The sequence below is a fragment of the Halomicrobium urmianum genome, from assembly GCF_020217425.1.
GTDB lineage: Archaea > Halobacteriota > Halobacteria > Halobacteriales > Haloarculaceae > Halomicrobium > Halomicrobium urmianum.
The window spans coordinates 3,267,499-3,287,617 of sequence record NZ_CP084090.1; the positions used below are offsets into that span (position 1 = coordinate 3,267,499).

Sequence of the window (20,119 nt, forward strand, 5' to 3'; positions counted from 1 at the left end):
GGCAGTTGACCCGTACCAACTACATCACCATAAACCATTATGATTTAATTGTTATATTTCCGCCCGTCACGGGCACGTCCGGGAGAAGCAACGCCAGCAGCGCCAGCGACGGCGGAGAACGTGCGTCTTCGACGGAGGGTCTCGGGTCAGGCGTCGTCGCCGTCGCCGCTCCCTCCGTCGTCGTCGAACTCGTCCTTGATGGACCGCAGTTCAGCGTCGACGTCGACGGGGACGTCCCGGGGCTCGTCTGCGTCGTCCTCGATGCCCCCAGCCCGCGCGCCCGTCTCTGCGTCCGAGTCGCCGTCTGCGGACACGAGTCGGTCCTCGACGTCCTCGCGCAGCCGTCGCGCTTCATCGAGTAGCTCACGCGCGTCCTCGTCCTCGGGTCGGCCCTCGACGGCGTCCTGGAGGTCGGCCAGCGCGCCGTCGAGCCGCGAGAGGCTCGCGCGGCTGAGTCGCTCGGCGCGGTCGCGCACCTCGCCGCTGGCGCCCGTCGTCGGCGGGCGGCCGTCGGCCATCCGCAGCGCCCGCTGGAGGAGCTTCAGCGCCTCCACGTTGGTCCGGAGGACGAGAATGGCCGCGGGGATGGCCACGTCGCTGGTGAACCGCATCAGTTCCCGGGGACTGGGCGGGCGCGGCCGACCGCCCTCGGTGCGGGGCTCGAACTCCCGCTCGAGGGCTCGGAGGGCGTCGACCAGCTCACCCACCTGCCGCCCGAGGTCGTCGTCGCCGGTGCTCATGTCGCCGACTTGGCGAGTCAGGTACAAAAAGGACCCGTCGCCGCCGGCCGTCGTGGAATTAGGCCGACCAAAATCCTTATGGCTTTAGGTGCGCCTAACTCCTCGTAATGAGCGAGGTCTCGGACGGACGAGTCGAAGCGGAACTGGACGACGACGAACTCGAGGACGAAGTGGTCGCGGTCACCGCGCACAGGAGTTCGCCCGATCGGGTCGTTTTCACCGAGGAGGACAACTCCGACGGGTGGATCGCCACCGACCTGACCGTGGAACTCCGGCGGTAGTCTCCGCTCGCTGCGTTCTCCTTATTTCATCGCGCCCTCGAAGACGAGAGTGTCGTCCTCGAGGTAGTGCTCGACGTGGTGGGCGTCGTCCTCGACCTGGACGAGGATCTCCCGGAGGATCTCCGCCGTGGCGTGGTCGCCCAGGTTCTGCGCGAGCTCGACGTGGTCGCGCAGCGACTCGATGATGTCGCCGTACACCTCGAGGTCGTTCTCCAGCGAGGTCCGGACGTCGTAGACGTCCTCGCCCTCCATCGGGACGGGCGAGTGCTCGGCGATCTGCTCGGGGCCGGCGACGGGCGTCCCGCCCAGGGCCTGCAGACGCTCAGCGATTTCGTCGGCCCCTTCCTCGAGGTGCTCGGCGGCGTCGCCGAGGAACTCGTGGAGGTCGAGGAACTCCGCGCCGGCGACGTTCCAGTGGTGCTTCTTCACCTGGTGGTAGAGGACGTACGTCGCCGCGAGGTCCGTGTTGAGCGCGTCGACGATCTGCTCGGCCTTCTCCCGGTCGAGCCGCAGCGCGCTGTCCTCGACGGTACCGAACTCCTGGTGGATAGACTCCTGCTTACTCATAGGCGTCCTATAATTCGGCTGGATATAACTTAAAGGTTCGCGTTTAGGTGAACCAAATTTATCGAATCGCAAAAATTCGTTTTCTATTTCCGTGCAGTTACGTCACACGTCGCGCCCGAGCGCCACGTACGCGCCGCTCTCCGGTGGCTCCTCGGGAGCGTTCGTTCTGGCGGCGACCGTCCGTCGATGGACGTCGATGACGGCCGCTTTCTCGGGCTCCGAGATGTCGAGGTGATCGGCGAACTCCGACCAGACCCGCTCGGGGACGAGCAGGTAGTAGGCGTCTTCCGTCCGCTTCAGGAGGGGGCCCGCGTACTCCTTGCGCCACTCGTACACGATGTTCTCCACGCCGGGGAGCGACTCGACGCTCTCCTGGTGGTCGACCAGCGCCGCGCGGAGTTCGTCCTCGTCGACGCCGGCGTCGTCGGCGACGGCGGCCACGACGGACTCCTCGAAGAGCGTTCCCGGGTCTGGACTGCTCATCCTCGGCGCTTCGACGACCCCGGCAAAAAACGAATCGGCGTCCGCGCGAACGGAGTGAGCGCGGGCTCGGGAGACGAACGGAACGGGCTGGTGACACGTTCCGACCCAGATAGCCGCCTTTTCCTCCCAAACTATCGCCCGTGATTACCGCCGAGAGCGCTCCTCGACAGCAGTATTGTTTTCCGGCGGCCGGTCGAAGTCCCACAGGCATGGGACGCCTATCGACGCTGTTCGCGCCGGACCGGGTCGCGGTGATCGGCGCGACCGAATCTGAGGGCGCCGTGGGTCGGGCGATCACGGAGAACCTGCAGGCGACGTACGACGGCGAGGTCGTGGCCGTCAACCCCAACGCCGACGAGGTGCTGGGGCTGCCCTGCCACGACGCCGTCGCCGACGCCGAGGACGCCGACGAGATCGACGTCGCGGTCGTGGTCGTCCCGCCCGGCATCGCCGTCGACGCCATCCGGGAGGCCGGCGAGGCCGGGATCCGGAACGTCGTCGTGATCACCGCCGGCTTCGGCGAGACCGGTAGCGAGGGGGCCGCCCGCGAGCGCGAGTTGCGCGAGGTCGCCGAGGAGCACGATCTGAATCTGGTCGGACCGAACAGCCTCGGCGTGATGAGCACGCCCCGGGGTCTGAACGCCACCTTCGGCAACGAGATGGCCCGCGAGGGCGACATCTCCTTCATGAGTCAGTCGGGAGCGTTCGTCACGGCCGTTCTGGACTGGGCGGCCGAGCGCGACGTCGGGTTCAAGGACATCGTCTCGCTCGGTAACAAGGCCGTCCTCGACGAGGGCGACTTCGTCGCCGAGTGGGGCGACGACCCCGACACCGACGTCATCCTGGGTTACCTGGAGGACGTCGACGAGGGCGCGGAGTTCATCGAGACGGCCCGGGAGGTCACCCGGGAGACGCCCATCGTGATGGTGAAGTCCGGGCGCACAGACGCCGGGGCCAGCGCCGCCGCCTCACACACCGGTGCCATGGCCGGCTCCGAGGAGGCATACGAGGCCGGGCTCGAGCAGGCCGGCGTCCTCCGCGTCGAGACGGTCCAGGAGCTGTTCGACTACGCCCAGATACTGGCCGATCAGCCGCTGCCCGACGGCGACGAGGTGGCCATCGTCACCAACGCCGGCGGCCCGGGCGTGATGACCACCGACGCCGTCGGCGACGCCGACCTGTCGCTGGCGGAGTTCGACGACGAGACCATCGAGACGCTATCGGAGTCGCTCCCGGAGGAGGCCAACATCTACAACCCGGTAGACGTCATCGGCGACGCGCCCGCCGAGCGGTTCGAACTGGCCCTAGAGACGGTGTTGCAGGACGACGGCGTCGCCATGGCCGTCGTCGTGGCCTGTCCGACGGCCGTGGTGGACTTCGAGGAACTCGCCGAGGTGGTGATCGACTGCCAGCGCGAGTACGGCCAGCCCGTAGCGACGACGCTGATGGGCGCGAAGTCGACCGGTCCGGCCGAGGCGCGACTGAACGACGCCGGCGTGCCGACGTACTTCGACCCGGCCCGCGCCGTCGACAGCCTCGACGCGCTGCGCCGGTACGACGAGATCCGGTCCCGCGAGCACGTCGAACCGGCGACGTTCGACGTCGACCGCGAGCGGGCCCGCGAGGTCATCGAGCGCGGCGTCGACCGGGGCTCGAACCGGCTGGGCGTCGAGGCGATGGAACTGCTGGACGCCTACGGCATCCCGACGCCGGAGGGCGAGGTCGTCGACAGTCCGAGCGACGCCGAGCGGGTCGCGGCGGGCATCGACGGCGACGTCGTCATGAAGATCGTCAGCCCGGACATCCTGCACAAGTCCGACATCGGCGGCGTCGAGGTCGGCGTCTCCGCTGAGGACGTCCGGGACACCTACGAGGACCTGGTCGTCCGCGCCCGCGAGTACCAGCGCGACGCCACCATCGTCGGCGTGCAGGTCCAGGAGATGGTCGATCTGGACTCCGGTACGGAGACGATCGTCGGCACCAAGCGCGATCCGCAGTTCGGACCGCTCGTCCTCTTCGGCCTCGGCGGCATCTTCGTGGAGGTCCTCGAAGACAGCACGGTCCGCGTCGCGCCGGTCACCGAGCCGGAGGCGACGGAGATGATCGACGACATCGAGTCCGCCCCGCTGCTGCGCGGAGCTCGCGGCACGGAACCGGTCGACGAGGCGGCCATCGTCGAAACTATCCAGCGGCTGTCACAACTCGTCACTGATTTCCCGTCCATCCTCGAACTGGACGTCAACCCGCTGGTCGCGACCCCGGAGGGCGTCACGGCGGTCGACCTGCGGCTCACCATCGACCAGGAGGAGCTATGAACACTGTACTCGTCACCTCGACGGACCACGGCATCGGCAAGACGGCTATCTCGGTCGCGCTGGCGCGGACCGCCCAGCAGGCGGGCCACGACGTCGGCTACATGAAGCCCAAGGGGACGCGACTGCTCAGCGCGGTCGGCAAGACCCGCGACGAGGATCCAATGCTCGCCCGCGAGCTACTGGATCTCGACGCGGAGATGCACGAGATGGAGCCCATCGTCTACTCCCCGACGTTCGTCCAGGAGGCCGTCCGCGGGCGCGAGGACCCGGACGAACTCCGCGAGCGCGTCGTCGAGAACTTCGAGGGCCTGGCCGAGGGGACCGACCTGATGGTCCTGGAGGGGAGCGACGACCTCGCGACGGGCGGCATCGTCGACCTCACCGACGTCGACGTCGCGGAGGCCGTCGACGCGCGCGTCGTGCTGGTCTCCGGCTACGAGGACGCCGGCACCGCCGACGACGTGCTGGCCGCGGCCGAGACCATCGGCGATCGCCTGGCAGGCGTGCTGTTCAACGGCGTCCGCGACTCGGAGCTCGACGAACTGACCGACGCGGTGATGCCGTTCCTCGAAGGCCAGGGCGTGCCGGTGCTCGGTGCCGTCCCGCGCGTTCAGGAACTGGCCGGCGTCACCGTCGACGAACTCGCCCGGAACCTCGGAGCGGACGTGCTGACCTCCGACGCCACCATGGATGCCCACGTCGAGCGGTTCACCGTCGGCGCGATGAGCGGCAACGCCGCGCTCGAGCAGTTCCGCCGCACCCGCGACGCCGTGATGATCACGGGCGGCGACCGCTCCGAGATCCAGACCGCGGCGCTGGAGGCGTCGGGGATCCGCGCGCTGGTCCTGACCGGCGGCTTCCGGCCCGCCAGCGCCGTCCTCGGTCGGGCCGAGGAGGAGGGCGTGCCCGTCCTGCTCGTCCAGTCCGACACGCGCACCACCATCGACCGCGTCGAGGACGTCCTCGGCTCCGGCCGGACCCGCGATCGGGCCACCGTCGAGCGGATGCAGGAGCTGCTTACCGAGAGTATCGACCTCGAAAACGCCCTGTCAGTCGACCTTTAACCGGTCGAAGGCGCGGTAAACTGTCTCGCTTCCTTTTGTGTGATAGACAAGTACCGACGGTCGGAGCCAGTCGGGCTCCGCAGTGTCACACCCCCCGGGACCCCCCGCCCGGACTCGTTCCCCCTATTCTTCGCCGCGGAAGTCGCGTGGAAGGTGCTCCGCGACGGCGTCCACGACGGTATCGGGGTCCGCGACGTCGATCGGCGGGAGCGTCGCCACGGGCAGGTCGTTCTCGCGCTCGATCACCTCGGGGTTGGTCCGCTCCGCGGTCGTCGCGCCCTCGTACTCGCTGAGGACCACGCCGAGCACGGGCACCGAGCGGCGGCGCAACGCCGCGACGGTCAACGCGGTGTGGTTGAGCGTGCCCAGCCCGGACCGGGCCACGACCAGCGCCGGCAGGCCGAGGTCCGCGGCGAGGTCGATCACGTCCCGGCCGTCGGCCAGCGGGACGCGCAGGCCGCCGATCCCCTCGACTACGGTACGCTCGTTCGCCTCGATCCGCTCCCGGCAGCCCTCTCGGATGCCCTCGTAGGAGAGGTCGGCCCCGATCTCCCGGGCCGCCACGGCCGGCGCGAGCGCCGGTTCCAGCCTGCGCAGGCAGACCGCGGCGTCCTCGCTGCCGGCGATCCGCTGCACCTCGCCCGCGTCGTCGTCCGGCGGGTAGCCCGTCTGACAGGGCTTGACGGCGACGGCGTCGTGCCCGTCTCGCCGGAGCCAGCCCGTCAGGCCGGCGGCGACGACCGTCTTCCCGACGCCGGTGTCGGTGCCGACGACGCAGACGCTCATCGCGACCGCGCCTCTCGGAAGGCGGCCACGCAGGCGTCGACGTCCGCGCCGGTGTGAGCGGCCGTCGGCGCGACTCTGATACGTGCGGTGCCCTCCGGCACGGTCGGTGATCGGATGGCGGGCGCGACGATCCCCCGCTTTCGGACAGCCCGCTCCAGTTCGAGCACGTCGTCGCGGTCGCCGACCAGCACCGGGAGTATCTGCGAGTCGCCCGGCACCTCGAAGACCGCGCCTTCGAGGCCGTCTCGGAGGGGGTCGACGTTGGCCCACAGGCGCTCGCGTCGGTCGCCCTCGCCGGCGATCCGCAGCGCCTCGCGCGCGGCCCCGACCGCCGGCGGCGCCAGCCCGGTCGAGAAGACGAACGTCCGCGCCGCGTTCAGCAGGTGCTCGATCAGGTCCTCGTCGCCGGCGACGTAGCCGCCCTGGGCACCGAGCGCCTTGGAGAGCGTCCCAAGTTCGACGTCGACGCGGTCGGTCAGCCCCTCGCGCCGGACGTTTCCGCCGCCGTCCGCCCCGAACACCCCCGTGGCGTGGGCCTCGTCGGCCATCGTCCAGGCACCGTGGTCGTCGGCGACGTCGCAGAGCCGCTCCAGCGGCGCGACGTCCCCGTCCATCGAGAAGACGGTGTCCGTCACGACGAGCCAGGATTCGTCGGCGTCGGCCTGTCGCTCTCGCTCGGCCATCCTCGCCGCGAAGTCGTCGGGGTCGCAGTGATCGTAGACGACGGTCTCGCCGGCGCCGATCCGGCAGCCGTCGACGATGCTCGCGTGGTTGAGCGCGTCGGAGAAGACGACGTCCGGCGCGAGCGCGTCGACGGTACCGACGTTCGCGGCGTAGCCCGACGAAAACACCAGCGTGTGCTCGCAGCCCTTGCAGTCGGCGAGGTCGCGCTCCAGCGCCCGGTGGAGGTGCGTGTCGCCGGTGACCAGCCGCGACGCACCGGCCCCCGTACCGACGGTCCGGGCCGCCGTCTCGGCCGCCCGCTGGACGCGGTCGTCGCCCGCCAGCCCGAGGTAATCGTTGGACGCGAAGACGAGTGCCGGTTCGCCGAACCGGGGCGGACCGCCCTTCGGGTCCTCTGCGAAGCGCGTGCGCGTCTCGACGGACTCGGTCGGGTCGAGGTGGCGGCGGAGGTCCCCCTCCTCGCGCTCGCCGAGGCGGTCGCCGAGGTCGAAGCCGCGGTCGGTCACGCCTCGCCCTCCCGCGCGGCCTCGGCCGCCGCCGTCAGCTCGCCGTCGCCGATATACGAGACGAACACCAGCCCGTCGGTCTTCAGTTCGTAGTCGACGTCGACGGACAGTTCATTGTAGTTGAACGGTTCCGTGACGACGTGGTAGCCGTTGGGCGTCTCGGTCGCGAACGCGACGTCAGTGTGCTCGGCCACCGCCTCGCGGAGGCGATCGCAGTCCTCGGCCGTCGCGTCGTCGAGGTCGAAAATGAAGTACGTCTCGTCCTTGCAGGCGTCGGACTGGAGGACGGACGCGTACTCGCTGTCGACCTGCTTGAACTTCGTCACGACCCCCCGGCCGCCGTGCAGGCGGGCTTCCAGCCAGTCGTCCATCCGGCCGCGGAGTCGGAAGGTCGCCGACAGCGCGTCGCGCGCGTTCACGGTGAGATAGAGGCGGAACCGCTCGTCGAAACGGGCGACCGCGTGATCCAGTTGCACCATCTTCTCGGTCAGTTCCGCGCGGTCCTCGACGATCTCTCGAATCACCGGCAGGTCGCCGTGGCTCGCGTCCGGGTTCTCCTTGGCGCGCGCGATAGCCACCAGGAGGTACACGCGGTCCTCCCCGAACTCGCAGAACGCCAGCAGATCCTCGGGGTCAGTCATGGCGGGGGCGACGAGCGGGCCGGTATAATGCGTGTCCCTCCTCCGTCAGAGCGTCGCATCCGAGCGCGATCAGAACCCGGGCATGACCTCGGCCGGGCCGTAGACGCCGTAGTCGCCGGCGCGGTTCCGCAGGACGCCGGCCTTCATGTAGCCCAGCGCCGGGCCGTTGACGTTGGCCTCCATGCTCGTGTCGTCGTCCAGCTGGAAGGTGTTCGTGCCGCGCTCGCCGTCGAAGGTCCGGCCCGTCACGCGGACCGTCGTTGTCGTCGGCTTCTCGTCCCGGCGCACGTCGAGGACGCCGCCGACGGTGACGTCTTCGGCGTCGCAGATCCCGGCCCGCTCAAGCAGGACGTCGCCGGCGTGCTCCATGTCGCGGAACTCCAGGCGGCCGTCGTGCCCTCGACGAGTTCCTCGATCTCGTCCTCGCTCATCTCGCGGGCGCGCTCGACGTCGTAGCCGTCGAGGTGGGCGACGTCCTCGCGGACGGTCCCCGGTTGTCCTCGTAGCCGGACTTGAGGCCGACGCCCCACCAGATCTCCACTTCCTCGATCTCGACGAACGACTGGGCGGCGAGCGCCGCCGCACCGGTGAGAAAGCCCGGCGTCGCGCTGGCGCCGCAGATGAAGGTGATGCCCGACTTCTCGAGCGTCTCCGCCCGTTCCTCGAGCATCCCGATCACGCGCGAGCGCTTGAGGACGTCGACCAGGACGCCCTCGTAGTCGGCCCCGGCGAACCGCTCGGCCACGCGCGGGATGAAGTCGTGTTCGAGGTTCGGCAGGGCCATCAGAACGGCGTCGACCTTCTCGGACGCCGCGACGACGTCGTCGATGGGCGACTCCGTCGGTTCGCCCTGTTCGCTGGCGGCGACGCCGGCGCGCTCGCCGGTCTGCTTGACGCCGTCAGACCGCAGGTCTGACGAGGATCGGGAACCGTCGGTTCCCTCACCGCCTGCTGAACCGCTGTCGGCCGCCGTCCCACCGTCGGCAGCGGCGTCGTCCTCGGGGCCGCTGTCTCGCGACTCGTCGCCACTCGACGTTCCCGAGCCACTTCGCGGCCCGCTAGCGATGTTGCCCTCCGTCGCCTCCAGCAGTTCCTCGACGTCGAGGCCGCCGTGGTCGACGGCCACGCCGTTGCGGTCGCAGGCGGCGACGGGGGTGACGCCGTCCCTGTGGCGCGCCACGTCGAGCGTTCGTCGTCCGATGCCTCCGGTTCCGAGCACTGCGAAGCGTACGTCGTCCATGCGTAATCGTCGGGTGGGGGTCTGCAGTCAGTCGTCGGTCGTCACTTCGGTGGCGGTGCCAGCGGCCGTGTCGACGGCCGCGTCGTCGTCGGGACCACCCTCCTTGACCGCCTCGGGGTCGAAGTCGTTGGCCTCGGTGTTGGGCTCCAGTCCGGCGCGCTCCATCACCTCGATGTCGTCGCCGGGGGACTGACCCTCCGTCGTGAGGTAGTCGCCGGTGAGCACGCCGTCGGCACCGGCCTCGAAGGGGAGGTGCTGTTCGTCGGCGTCGAGGTTCGCCTCGCGCCCGCCCGTCAGCCGCACCCGGGCCTCGGGGTGGAGCAGTCGGTAGACCGCGACGGTCTCGACGATCTCCTCGGTCGTGACGTCGGCCGACCCGCCCAGGTCCTCGGCGAGCGGCGTCCCGGCGACCGGGTCGAGGACGTTCACCGGGAGCGAGGAGACGCCGACGTCCTGCAGGGCGACGGCGGCGTCCACCCGATCGGTCGGGGATTCGCCCATGCCGAGGATGACGCCGGCGCAGAGGTCCATGCCGGCCTCCTTCGCGACTTCGAGCGTGTGGACGCGGTCCTCGAAGGAGTGGGTGTCGACGATCTCGGGGAAGTAGTTCGGCGAGGTCTCGACGTTGTGATTGTAGTGGTTGAGCCCCTCATCGGCGAGGATCTCGGCCTCCTCCTCGGTGAGGATGCCGAGGCTGGCGTCGACCTCGACGTCGGTCTCGTCGCGGACCAGGCGGATCGCGCGGATCACGTCCTCCCACTCGTCGGGACGCTGCTCCTTCGAGACGCCCTTCTCGGCGACGACGATACCGAAGCGCTGGGCGCCGTCGCGCTCGGCGCGCTTCGCGGCGTCCAGTATCTCCTCCGGATCGAGGAAGCCGTAGTCGTCGATGCCCGTGTCGAAGTGGGCCGACTGCGCGCAGAAGCCGCAGTCCTCCGCGCAGTTGCCCGCCTTCGCGTTCACGATGGAGCAGGCGTCGACCGTGCCGTCGCCGAACTCCGAGCGGACGTAGTCCGCCGCGGCGGCGAGTTCCTCGACCGGTTGGGCGATCAGCGCGAGCCCGTCGCGGCGGTCCAGTCGCTCGCCGTCGAGCACGCGACGCACCGCCTCGTCGACCGTGCGGTTGCCCGTCTCGTAAACCACGGAAGCAACGTTGGTTGACCGTCGCAAAAAGGTTCGGGTGGCGACAGTCCCTCGTCGCCGAGTGGTAACAAACGACGGCCCTCTGGGCGGCGTAGCTCCGGACGCTATGGTCGCCGAGTCCGAGACAGTCTACCTGATCCCCGTCGACGGCGTCACGCTGGAGGGGCAACTCGCCGTCCCCGACGGAGCGACCGGCCTGGTCGTCTTCGCTCACGGGAGCGGCAGCAGTCGGCACAGCCCGCGCAACAACTACGTCGCCGAGACGCTGCGGGACCGCGGCCTCGGGACGCTCCTGTTCGACCTGCTGACCGAGCGGGAGGATCAGCGGCGCGAGAACCGGTTTGAGATCCCGCTCTTGACGGATCGGCTGGTGGCCGTCACCGAGTGGACCCGCGAACGGCTGGACGCCGCGGGACTGCCGATCGGTTACTTCGGGTCCAGCACCGGTGCCGCAGCGGCCCTGCGAGGAGCGGCGCGGCGTCCTGACGAGATCGAAGCCGTCGTCTCCCGGGGCGGCCGCGTCGACATGGCCGAGGAAGCCCTCGACTCGGTCCGGGCGGCGACGCTGTTCGTCGTCGGCGGTGCCGATCACGACGTGCTGGCGTTGAACGAAGACGCCTACGACCGCCTGCGCTGTGAGAAGGAACTCCACGTCGTCCCCGGTGCCGGACACCTCTTCGAGGGCCCCGGGGAACTCGAGGCGGTCGCCGAGCGGGCCGGGGAGTGGTTCGAGCGTCGCCTCGGCCGGCGGCGGTGATCGGCGGCGGGCAGTCGACGGCGTCGCGGGGAACTCACTCGCCCCAGTAGTATCGCGGCGCCAGCGTCAGGTAGGCCAGAGCGGCGACGAGGAGAATGCGCGGGAACGCGCGGCCCAGCGCCGCCGGCGAGACGATGGCCCCGGCCTGGACGACGCCCAGCACGACTGCGTCGCGGGCCAGTAGCTTCGGGTAGGGGACCGGCGCGACCATCAGCACGGAGAGGACGGCCGCGGCGGCGAACACGAGCGGCACCGATCCGAGGCCGGCCAGATAGCCGGCGGCCAGAATCGTCGCGGCCAGCGTGTTCTGGATGCCCGGCCGGTTCTCGTCCTCGCCGACGTAGACCGTGTAGAACGCGGTCCGGAGCACGGAGAAGACGACGAATCCGGCGGGGACGAGCAGCGCGGCGGCCGCGACGGCTGGGTCCATCTCCCCGAGGTCGCCGTAGCGGGCGCGGGCGACGCCGAACAGCACGAGCGCGGGCGTCGCGCCGAACGAGACGACGTCCGTGATGGAGTCCAGCAGCGGCCCGACCTCGGTGTTGCCGGCGCGGCGCGCGACGATGCCGTCCAGCGCGTCGGCGATGGCCGCCAGCAGGACCAGTCGGGCCGCCAGCGTCGGATCGGTGAAGGCGACCACGCCCGCGACGAACCCGACGACGGCGTTGACCAGCGTCACGGCGTCCGCCAGCCCGAGTCGCTCCCGCACCTGCAATCCCATAGGGGCCACCTGTGGGAGAACGCACATCAACGGTCCGATACCGCTCGGCACTCGTGTCCGGGGATTGAACTGTCGGTCCGAACAGCCAGTCGGGGCTCTCGGAGGTGGTCCAGAAGGCATATACGCACCGCGGAGTAGCTATCACCGAACGCCGACGGCGTCGTGTCCACCGTGAATCCTGCCATCGCACTGAAGTGCACCGACTGCGGGCGCGTGTTCGTCCCGGGAGACGGTCGCCACCAGTGCCCCGACCACGGCGACTTCGGGGGCCTGCTGGACGTCCAGTACGACGAGGACGCAGCGCTCGACGCCCTGAAAGAGCGGGACGGTACCGTCGCTGACATCTGGGACTACGAGCCACTGCTGCCCACCGACGGCGCGGCCGTCAGGCTCGGCGCCGGCGGGACGCCGCTGCTGTCCGCCGACGCGCTCTCGGCGGAACTCGACGTCGACCTGCGACTGAAGGACGAGCGGGGGAACCCGACGGGCTCTATCAAGGACCGGGCCAGCGCCGTCCTCGCGAGTCGCGCACTGACCGGCGGCGCCGACGTCGTGACCTGCGCCTCGACCGGTAACGCGGGGGCCTCGCTGGCCGGCTACGCCGCCCGGGCCGACCTCGACTGCTGCATCTTCGTCCCCGAGGACGTCCCCGAGGGGAAGGCAGTCCAGCCGGCCATCTACGGCGCGGACGTCCTCGCCGTCGAGGGGCACTACGACGACGCCTTCTCGCTGTGTCGCCGCGTGAGCGGCCGCCGGGACTGGTACGACGGCAGCGCCGCGGTCAACCCCTACGCCGTCGAGGGGCTCCGGACGGTCGGTCACGAACTGGCCGATCAGGTCCCGGCGGCCGACTGGGTCGTCGCCCCGATGGGCAACGGCTGCGGCCTCTCGGCGACCTGGAAGGGGCTCGCCGAGTTCGAGCGCATGGGCCTGCTCGACGGCGCGCCGCGCCTGCTGGGCGTCCAGGCCGAGGGCGCCAGCGCCATCCACGATCGATTCCAGGGCGAGGACCCGCGCGCCGGCACCGGTACCCGGGCCGACAGCATCGACGTCGGCCACCCGCACAACGCCGAGCGGGCCTGCCGGGCGCTCTCCGGGAGCGACGGGGACAGCGTCGCCGTCTCCGACGAGGCGATTCTCGACGCCGAGCGCCGCCTCGGCGAGGCGGAGGGCGTCTACGCCGAGCCAGCCAGCGCGGCCACGCTCGCCGGACTGAAGCGCGCCCGGGACGAGGGGGTCGTCGAGCCCGGAGAGACGGTCGTCCTCCTCGTCACCGGCACGGGGCTCAAGGACACCGAGAGCGCGCGCAGCGCGACCGACGACGTCGAGCGCATCCCGGCGTCGCCCGGCGCCGTCCCCGACCGGTACTGAACGGGGACCGCCGGACGCGACCGCTCACTCCTCGACCGTCTCCGAGACGCGGAGGCGAGCTGCCGTGACGAACGTTCCGACGATCAGCAGGAGCAGTTGCCAGCCCGACCGGACGATGGGGAAGAGCCGCTCGACGTCCCCGTCCGCGTCGCCGTCGGGGTCAGGATCGACGCCGGTCGAGACGTTGACCTCCCGGGAGCTCCCGCGGGCCTGCGTGGACGCGCCGTCGGTCACGCCGCCGGCGTCGCCTCCGCCGGTCCCGTCGGCGTCCGGCGGGCTGAGATCGACGAACGTCTGGACGACGCCGCGCTGGTCGGAGAGTTCGATCCGGCCGCCGACCTGATAGAACTGGTCGTGCAGCGGCCACAGGGGGTTCGCGCCGCCGGCGGAGAACAGGTCGAGTCCGATGGCGGCAGCCGCGAACGCGACGACGGTCACCCACGCGATCCGGACGCCGCGGGCGCCGTAGCGGGACCGCAGGGCCGACCGGTCGCTGACCCGGAGGTCAACCGCCAGCGCCAGCGCCGCGGCTCCTGGGACGAGAAACGTGTGGAACACGGTTCGGTGGCCGGCGACGGCGACGAGGCCGACGAAGGCGTCGAGGTCGGCGACGGCCACGGCACCGACGACGACCAGCAGCGAGCGCCGGTCGAACGCGTCACCCAGCAGCGCCGCCGCGATCATGCCGGCGAAGGCCACGTGAACCACCGTAGACGGCATGGTACCACTCTACGTAGCCCAGACAGTCAGTCTTCCGGCCCGGCGGACTGCGTTCGGCGGACAGAACGAGGGGGCTATAGCAGAAATTGAACGCACTGACACACTCGAGGGGTACCCGGGGTGCCCCTCGATGCGTACATAGTTTCAATTTCTACTATAGGCGGACCTCACGCGTACGACTCGACGACCGACCGGAGTCGGTCGGCGTCCTGGGCGCCGACCATGCGCTCGGCCTGTTCGCCGTCGGCGTAGAGGAGCAGCGTCGGGACGCCCTGGACGCCGAACTGGCCGGCCAGGGACTGGTGCTCGTCGACGTCGACCTTGGCGACGGTGGCGTCCGTCTCCGCGGCGATGTCCTCGACGACCGGCTCCAGCATCTGGCAGGGCCCGCACCAGTCGGCGTAGAAGTCCACGAGGACGACGCCGTCGCTCGTGAGGTCCTCGAAGTGGTCCGCTCCCTCGACGTGAACTGGCTCGTCCGGCGAGGTCAGGGACTGCTTGAGCTGCTCGATCTTCTGCTCTCTAATCGACTCGATGTCGTCCGCGTCGCTCATGGAAGCGTGTTCCCGCCAGTCGACCTTAACGGCCGCGGGCCCGTGCGCGACGGGCGCACGGGCGACGCGCGCAGCCCCAACCCATCGGTGGACGGCGGTTATCGTCGGACAGCGCGTCAGACGTCTACCAAAAGTTAAGGTCCCAGCTATCCACCGGGCAGGTATGGATCGAGAGACTGTCCCCCAGGAGATAACGACGCTCGTCGGTCGCGAAGTCTACTCGAAGAACGGGGTCTTCGTCGGCGAAGTGGAGGACCTGCGCCTCGACCTCAAGCAACAGACGGTGACGGGCCTGGCCCTCCACGAACTGAACCACGAGCTGTTCCGCGCGGACGCGCGGAGCTCCCGCGGCGTGATCCTCCCCTACCGGTGGGTCCAGGCGGTCGGCGACGTCGTGATCGTCAACGACATCGTCGAGCGGTTGACCGAGCCGGCCGACGAGGAAGCCGAAGAAGAGGTCGCGGCCTAGCTCCCGTTCGAGCCCTCGCCCGAACTGTCGACGCCCATCGCCTCGAACAGCTTCGACTTGACGGCTTCCTCCGCGAGGCGGAGGAGCGTGTCCCGTTTGTCTTCGCTCGTCTCGATGCCGGTGAAGATGCCCAGCGGGATCTCCACGCTGGCGTCCGTCGAGTGACCGGCGGTGTCGCCGATCTCGCCGAAAGCGTCGTTGAGCACCTTCCCGATGTTCATGCGGATGTCCTTCGATCGGGCGGCGAGGTAGATGGTGTCGTCGGCGATGGCGAACACCGCGGTCGTCGTGATCCCCTCGAGGTTGAGGAGGTGCTGGGCGGCCTGCGAGAGCGCGTCCCGGTCCCGGATGAAGCCGGCGTTCGAGACGAGGTGCGAGCCCTTGACCTCGCGGTTGCGGATGGCCTCGGCGAGCACGTCGAGCGTCTCCGGAGACATCGACGGCGACTCGACCTGCTCCAGGGTGTCGTGGTCGGCGAAGGGATAGAGGTAGGCGGCCGCGGTCAGGTCCGCCGGCGTGGTGTCGCGCTTGAAGTCGAGCGTCTCAGCCCGGATGCCGTACAGCAGCGCCGTCGCCACGGCCTGGTCGAGGCTGAGGTCCAGCTCCTGGATGTACTTGGTGAGAATCGTCGAGGTCGAGGAGACGTTCGGGCGGATGTCCTCGAAGGTCGCGTCGTGGTCGTGGTCGTGTTCGTAGTGGTCGATGATGACGTCGACCCGATCGACCTCCGGTTCCCCACCCTTGGCCGCGTCGACGAGCGCGAAGGTGTCGTAGTCCTCGAGGTCGATGTCCCCGCGCGAGACGAGTTCGATCCCCAGCAGGTTGACGAACGCGCGGTTCTCCTGGTGGCCGATCTCGCCCTCGTAGACGATGTCGGCATCGACGTCCCGGTCGGCGGCGATCAGCCGCAGCGCGGCGGCGCTGGCGATGGAGTCCGGGTCGGGCGAGCGGTGGACCATGATCGCCATGCGCTCCTCCGTCGCGTCGATGACGTCCCCGAGCTGGCCGGCCTTGTACTCGAGTTCGCCCGTCTCCAGCGCCCGCAGAGCCGAGTCGGCGATGACCGCCGAGGGGTTGACCACCACGTCTGCGCCGAGTTCGGTGAGGTCGTCGGCCGACACCGGGTCGTCGGCGCGGGCGACGACGAACTGCTCGCCGCCCGACGCCCGGATGTGCCGCACCGCGGCCGCGTTGGCCTCGACGTCCGGCGAGAGGATGAGGACCACGTCGCGGTCGGTCAGGTCCGAGACGATGCTCTCGTCGGCGATGTCGGCCGTCCGCGCGTTGAGGTCCTGATCACGGAGCGCCTCGACCCGCCCCTCGTCCTGGTCGAGGATGAGGACGTCCTTCCCCTCGTCGACCAGCTCCTCCGCCACCGCGTGGCCCACGCTCCCACAGCCCAGAATCGCGTAGGTCGACATCGAGGCCATCGTGATGCCGGTACTCATTGATATCACCAATCGGTGCGGGATCCACTTTAAAGACACCTTCTCGACCAGGGACGCGCCCCGAGACGGTCGCTGTGTCGGGTGGCTGGTGCCATCGAACGAGGGGCGTGTGACCCCGGCCCACGTCGTCCCCGAAGGGAAACGTATATGATCCAAACCCCGTTACGTCGAAGTGCGAGGGCCGGTAGCTCAGTCTGGCAGAGCGACGGCCTCTTAAGCCGTCGGTCGAGGGTTCAAATCCCTTCCGGCCCGCTTTCTGCTGTGAACTTCCCAGCGAGCACCGCGTCGCGTGTGCTCGAAACTCGTGAGCGGCGAAAGCGGCACAGGGATTTGAACGAGACCAGACGCGCGCAGCGTAGCGAGCACGTCTGGGCGTGGTTCAAATCCCTTCCGGCCCGTTATCCTGCGAACGAACGTGAGCAGTGATAACGCTACGGAGGGATTCGAAGGCGGTGTTCAGATAAGATTGAAAGGTGAGGCGGATGCGGTTTTTAGTGCTCTATACCAAAAACCGACCGCCTCAGCGGTTGTTTGGACCAGATCGAGTTAGAGTTTGTGGAGCGAGAAGCGACACCGCGACTACTGATGAAGCTCAGTATTCAGCTGCATCTGGCTGGACTCTCGCTTTCGAATACTGTCTCGTTTCTTGAGGTATTCGGTGTCCAACGCGCTCGGTCAACCGTTCACAACTGGGTTCACAAAGCCGATCTACAGCCCCAGGATGGGCGAGAACCGGATCACGTCGCGGTCGACGAAACCGTGATCCAACTCGATGACGAGCACTACTGGCTGTACGCTGCCGTCGATCCAGACACGAACGAATTACTCCATACACAGCTTGAACCGACGAAAACAAACGTTCTCGCTCGTGCGTTCTTCACCGAGCTCCGCGAGAAACACGATGTCGACGACGCCGTCTTTCTCGTCGATGGTGCGACACCGCTGAAAGACGCCTGCCAGCGACACGGCCTCGATTTCAAATACGAACGCCATGGAAATCGAAACAGTGTCGAACGTGTCTTTCGAGAAATAAAACGCCGTACATCTTCGTTCTCAAACTGCTTCAGCAACGCCGAAGCGGACACAGCCGACGACTGGCTCAAATCGTTCAGCTTCGCATGGAATCAGCTAATCTGAACACTACCGATTCGAAGCAGGGAGGAGCTTTGCTCCGACCGTGGTTCAAATCCCGGAAGACGGCTCCGCCGTCTTCCGACCTTCGCGAACGCGATGCGTTCGCTCAGTCCCTTCCGGCCCGCTTTCTGCCGCGAACTACCCGACGAGCACCGCGTAGCGTGTGCTCGCCACGACGGAACAGCGAAATCGCCTACAGCGACCGTTCCATCTCGACGTGCGGAATCCCGGTGGGGTCCTCGACGGGTCCGAGTTCCTCGTACCCGAGCGACTCGTAGAACTCGGAAACGCGAGCCTGAGCGTGGAGGACGGCGCGCGAGCGGCCCTGATCGCGGACGTAGTCGTGCGCGGCTTCCATCACTCGACGGCCCATGCCCTCGCCCCGGTATTGGGGTAGGACGGCGACGCGCTCGACTTTGGCGGTCTCCCCGTCGATCAGGCGGACGCGGGCGGTCCCGGCGGGGTCGCCGTCGACCCGGGCGAGAAAGTGGCGGGCCTCGTCGTCCTTATCGTCGAACTCCAGCGCCTCGTCGACGTCCTGTTCCTCGACGAAGACCGACCATCGGATCCCGATGGCGGCGCCCGGTTCGTCCTGGTCAGTCACGACGACTTCACTGGTCACGACCGGGAGTACGACCAGACGGCGAAAAGCATTCTCATCATCGAAGCTCCGTCTCCATCTCGACGTGGGGGATGCCGGCCTCCTCGAAGACGTCGCTGGTCGTCTGATAGTCGAGCGCGCGGTAGAACCCCTCGACGCTCGTCTGGGCGTGCAGCCGGAGTCGGTCGAGGCCGCGGCGGCGGGCCTCGTCCTCGACGGCGGCCATCAGCCGGCGGCCCCATCCCTCGCCGCGGTGGTCGGGGAGGACGGCGACTCGCTCGACCTTCCCGGTCGCGTCGTCGACCCGCCGTAGCCGTGCGGTCCCCACCGGGTCGCCCGCCTCGCACGCGAGGAAGTGGACGGCGGCGGCGTCGCGGCCGTCGCGCTCGCGGTCCTCGGGGACGCCCTGCTCCTCGACGAAGACGGCCCTGCGGACGGACAGTGCGGGCTCCAGCGACTCGTCGTCGACGCGTTCGACGCCGGCTTCGGGCACGCGGGCGCGTAGGTACCGGATCAACAAGGAGTTTTCCGCCTCGCAGTCCGGCAGAGCCGCGCGGCCGGTCCGACGGTCGAAACCGGTGGTCGCACCCGCCCCTCTTAAACACCATTAGCCAGCAAGCAGTCCCCGGTTTCGCGTGGTCCTACTAGGGGAAGGCGACCATGGACAGACGCCAGTACCTCGCGAGAGTCGGATCCGGACTAGTCGTCGGAACAGGAGCGCTCGCGGGGTGTACGTCGCCGGGCGCGGAGGAGGCCACCGAGACGGAGGCCGGGGGTGAGGAAACGGAGCCGGAGGCCACGGAAGCGGAGGGGACCCCGACCGAGGGCGTCGAGACGGCGAGGAACGAGACGAATGGCAACGAGTCGGCCGGCGGGACCGGAGGCGGCGGAAGCGAGGTGGCGATGATCACCGAGGGTCAGGACTACATCTTCGATCCGATCGGCCTCTACGTCGAGCCCGGAGCGACGGTCACCTGGGTCAACGAGTCCGGAAGCCACTCCTCGACGGCGTACACCGAGGACAATCCCCAGTCCGAGGTGAATCGGATCCCCGAGGGCGCCGAGGGCTGGAACAGCGGGACGCTCACCGACGAGGGGGCCGAGTTCATGCACACCTTCGATACGGAGGGGACCTACGACTACTACTGCATCCCGCACAAGACTCTCGGGATGGTCGGGCGGATCGTGGTCGGCGAGCCCAGCGGATTCGAGGATGACCCGCCGGACGGCGCGGTGCCGTCCGAGCAACGGATCGTCGACGAGGGCGCGGTAGCCGCAGGCGACTTCGAGGGGTAAGCCCCGCCCCGGTAGGGAAGCGATTTTCCGGAGGCCGCCGACACCGGCTGAACCCGGAGTCCGGTTCGCGTCCGTCGAATGCGCGCGCCGGCGCGGTCGAGAACCGGTATCGCAGCCCCGCCTGGGAGTCCGCCGACGAAGGGCGCTGTGGAGCGCCGTCTTTTTGTCAGCGGTCCGAGCACGGACCGCATGGACCGAGTCCGCGTTTCGACGGGCACCGACTGGGAGCCGCGGGTGGGCTACTCACGGGCGATCAGAACCGGAGACCACGTCCACGTCGCCGGGACGACGGCCACGGACGACGACGGGGCGGTCGTCGCGCCGGGCGACCCCGAGGCGCAGACGCAGCGTGCACTGGAGATAATCGAGGCCGCGCTGGCCGGGGCCGGTGCCGACCGCTCGGACGTGGTGCGGACGCGGCTGTTCGTCACGGACGTCGACGACTGGGAGGCGATCGGTGAGGTCCACGGAGAGTACTTCGGCGACGTGCGACCGGCCGCGACGATGGTCGAGGTCGAGCGACTGATCGATCCGGACGCGGTGGTCGAGATCGAAGCGACGGCGATCGTCGGAGAACGGAGGGACTGCGGAACGTGAG

General features: G+C 69.0%; 22 protein-coding genes, 1 tRNA gene and 1 pseudogene. 10 read left to right on the plus strand and 14 right to left on the minus strand.

Annotated elements, in window-relative coordinates:
* Positions 1–146: 146 nt before the first annotated feature.
* Positions 147–740: a DUF7547 family protein gene (locus LCY71_RS16380; protein WP_225334214.1), complete on the minus strand. Its 594-nt coding sequence runs from the start codon at positions 738–740 to the stop codon at positions 147–149.
* 107 nt (positions 741–847) lie between these two features.
* On the opposite strand from LCY71_RS16380, the gene LCY71_RS16385 reads away from it, so the two are divergent.
* Complete coding sequence (locus LCY71_RS16385; RefSeq protein ID WP_225334215.1) at positions 848–1,021, plus strand: hypothetical protein; 174 nt, start codon at positions 848–850, stop codon at positions 1,019–1,021.
* A gap of 21 nt (positions 1,022–1,042) precedes the next feature.
* Here the strand turns inward: LCY71_RS16385 and dpsA are convergent, their stop codons facing one another.
* Together dpsA and LCY71_RS16395 are read right to left on the minus strand one after the other, a co-directional pair.
* Entirely contained in the window at positions 1,043–1,588 is a 546-nt protein-coding gene (dpsA, locus tag LCY71_RS16390; protein WP_225334216.1) for a DNA starvation/stationary phase protection protein DpsA, read from the minus strand.
* 102 nt (positions 1,589–1,690) lie between these two features.
* A complete protein-coding gene (locus tag LCY71_RS16395) occupies positions 1,691–2,071 on the minus strand; it encodes a DUF8048 family protein (protein WP_225334217.1) in 381 nt (126 codons plus the stop codon).
* A gap of 209 nt (positions 2,072–2,280) precedes the next feature.
* Between LCY71_RS16395 and acs the strand changes: the two genes are divergently transcribed.
* Positions 2,281–4,386, plus strand: a complete 2,106-nt coding sequence (gene acs / locus LCY71_RS16400) for an acetate--CoA ligase alpha subunit (protein ID WP_225334218.1) — start codon at positions 2,281–2,283, stop codon at positions 4,384–4,386.
* Positions 4,383–5,450 (plus strand): phosphotransacetylase family protein, encoded by a 1,068-nt coding sequence (locus tag LCY71_RS16405; protein WP_225334219.1) that lies wholly within the window; start codon positions 4,383–4,385, stop codon positions 5,448–5,450. The genes acs and LCY71_RS16405 overlap by 4 nt, the downstream gene beginning before the upstream one ends.
* Before the next feature lie 123 nt (positions 5,451–5,573).
* Here the strand turns inward: LCY71_RS16405 and bioD are convergent, their stop codons facing one another.
* The 5 genes and pseudogenes from bioD to bioB form a co-directional block, all read right to left on the minus strand.
* Entirely contained in the window at positions 5,574–6,236 is a 663-nt protein-coding gene (bioD, locus tag LCY71_RS16410) for a dethiobiotin synthase (protein ID WP_225334220.1), read from the minus strand.
* Complete coding sequence (locus LCY71_RS16415; RefSeq protein WP_225334221.1) at positions 6,233–7,426, minus strand: aminotransferase class I/II-fold pyridoxal phosphate-dependent enzyme; 1,194 nt, start codon at positions 7,424–7,426, stop codon at positions 6,233–6,235. The genes bioD and LCY71_RS16415 overlap by 4 nt, the downstream gene beginning before the upstream one ends.
* Complete coding sequence (locus LCY71_RS16420) at positions 7,423–8,067, minus strand: hypothetical protein (RefSeq protein WP_225334222.1); 645 nt, start codon at positions 8,065–8,067, stop codon at positions 7,423–7,425. Before LCY71_RS16420 ends, LCY71_RS16415 begins: the two co-directional genes overlap by 4 nt.
* Positions 8,068–8,136: 69 nt before the next feature.
* Positions 8,137–9,307: pseudogene (bioU, locus tag LCY71_RS16425) on the minus strand ((S)-8-amino-7-oxononanoate synthase BioU).
* A 27-nt stretch (positions 9,308–9,334) separates the two neighbouring features.
* Positions 9,335–10,450, minus strand: a complete 1,116-nt coding sequence (bioB, locus tag LCY71_RS16430) for a biotin synthase BioB (protein ID WP_225334223.1) — start codon at positions 10,448–10,450, stop codon at positions 9,335–9,337.
* A gap of 106 nt (positions 10,451–10,556) precedes the next feature.
* Here bioB and LCY71_RS16435 point away from each other — a divergent pair, with 106 nt between their 5' ends.
* Positions 10,557–11,207: a dienelactone hydrolase family protein gene (locus tag LCY71_RS16435; protein WP_225334224.1), complete on the plus strand. Its 651-nt coding sequence runs from the start codon at positions 10,557–10,559 to the stop codon at positions 11,205–11,207.
* A gap of 34 nt (positions 11,208–11,241) precedes the next feature.
* Here the strand turns inward: LCY71_RS16435 and LCY71_RS16440 are convergent, their stop codons facing one another.
* On the minus strand, positions 11,242–11,928 hold the full coding sequence (locus tag LCY71_RS16440; RefSeq protein WP_225334225.1) for a protein sorting system archaetidylserine synthase: 687 nt from the start codon (positions 11,926–11,928) through the stop codon (positions 11,242–11,244).
* A gap of 171 nt (positions 11,929–12,099) precedes the next feature.
* On the opposite strand from LCY71_RS16440, the gene thrC reads away from it, so the two are divergent.
* Positions 12,100–13,299, plus strand: a complete 1,200-nt coding sequence (gene thrC / locus LCY71_RS16445) for a threonine synthase (RefSeq protein WP_225334226.1) — start codon at positions 12,100–12,102, stop codon at positions 13,297–13,299.
* A gap of 24 nt (positions 13,300–13,323) precedes the next feature.
* On the opposite strand, the gene LCY71_RS16450 is transcribed toward thrC, so the two are convergent.
* Positions 13,324–14,019, minus strand: a complete 696-nt coding sequence (locus LCY71_RS16450; protein ID WP_225334227.1) for a metal-dependent hydrolase — start codon at positions 14,017–14,019, stop codon at positions 13,324–13,326.
* 167 nt (positions 14,020–14,186) lie between these two features.
* A complete protein-coding gene (gene trxA, locus LCY71_RS16455; protein ID WP_225334228.1) occupies positions 14,187–14,573 on the minus strand; it encodes a thioredoxin in 387 nt (128 codons plus the stop codon).
* A 163-nt stretch (positions 14,574–14,736) separates the two neighbouring features.
* Between trxA and LCY71_RS16460 the strand changes: the two genes are divergently transcribed.
* Complete coding sequence (locus LCY71_RS16460) at positions 14,737–15,042, plus strand: PRC-barrel domain-containing protein (RefSeq protein WP_225334229.1); 306 nt, start codon at positions 14,737–14,739, stop codon at positions 15,040–15,042.
* Here LCY71_RS16460 and LCY71_RS16465 read toward each other — a convergent pair.
* A complete protein-coding gene (locus tag LCY71_RS16465; RefSeq protein WP_225335933.1) occupies positions 15,039–16,496 on the minus strand; it encodes a DHH family phosphoesterase in 1,458 nt (485 codons plus the stop codon). The genes LCY71_RS16460 and LCY71_RS16465 overlap by 4 nt on opposite strands.
* Positions 16,497–16,668: 172 nt before the next feature.
* Between LCY71_RS16465 and LCY71_RS16470 the strand changes: the two genes are divergently transcribed.
* Positions 16,669–16,742, plus strand: a tRNA-Lys gene (locus tag LCY71_RS16470).
* Between the two features lie 249 nt (positions 16,743–16,991).
* Positions 16,992–17,627: an IS6 family transposase gene (locus LCY71_RS16475; RefSeq protein WP_225335934.1), complete on the plus strand. Its 636-nt coding sequence runs from the start codon at positions 16,992–16,994 to the stop codon at positions 17,625–17,627.
* A gap of 190 nt (positions 17,628–17,817) precedes the next feature.
* On the opposite strand, the gene LCY71_RS16480 is transcribed toward LCY71_RS16475, so the two are convergent.
* Both LCY71_RS16480 and LCY71_RS16485 read right to left on the minus strand, forming a co-directional pair.
* Positions 17,818–18,246, minus strand: a complete 429-nt coding sequence (locus tag LCY71_RS16480; protein ID WP_225334230.1) for a GNAT family N-acetyltransferase — start codon at positions 18,244–18,246, stop codon at positions 17,818–17,820.
* A gap of 37 nt (positions 18,247–18,283) precedes the next feature.
* Positions 18,284–18,718, minus strand: a complete 435-nt coding sequence (locus tag LCY71_RS16485; RefSeq protein WP_225334231.1) for a GNAT family N-acetyltransferase — start codon at positions 18,716–18,718, stop codon at positions 18,284–18,286.
* 167 nt (positions 18,719–18,885) lie between these two features.
* On the opposite strand from LCY71_RS16485, the gene LCY71_RS16490 reads away from it, so the two are divergent.
* Together LCY71_RS16490 and LCY71_RS16495 are read left to right on the plus strand one after the other, a co-directional pair.
* On the plus strand, positions 18,886–19,521 hold the full coding sequence (locus tag LCY71_RS16490; protein WP_225334232.1) for a plastocyanin/azurin family copper-binding protein: 636 nt from the start codon (positions 18,886–18,888) through the stop codon (positions 19,519–19,521).
* A gap of 189 nt (positions 19,522–19,710) precedes the next feature.
* Complete coding sequence (locus LCY71_RS16495; RefSeq protein ID WP_225334233.1) at positions 19,711–20,118, plus strand: RidA family protein; 408 nt, start codon at positions 19,711–19,713, stop codon at positions 20,116–20,118.
* Position 20,119: the final 1 nt, after the last annotated feature.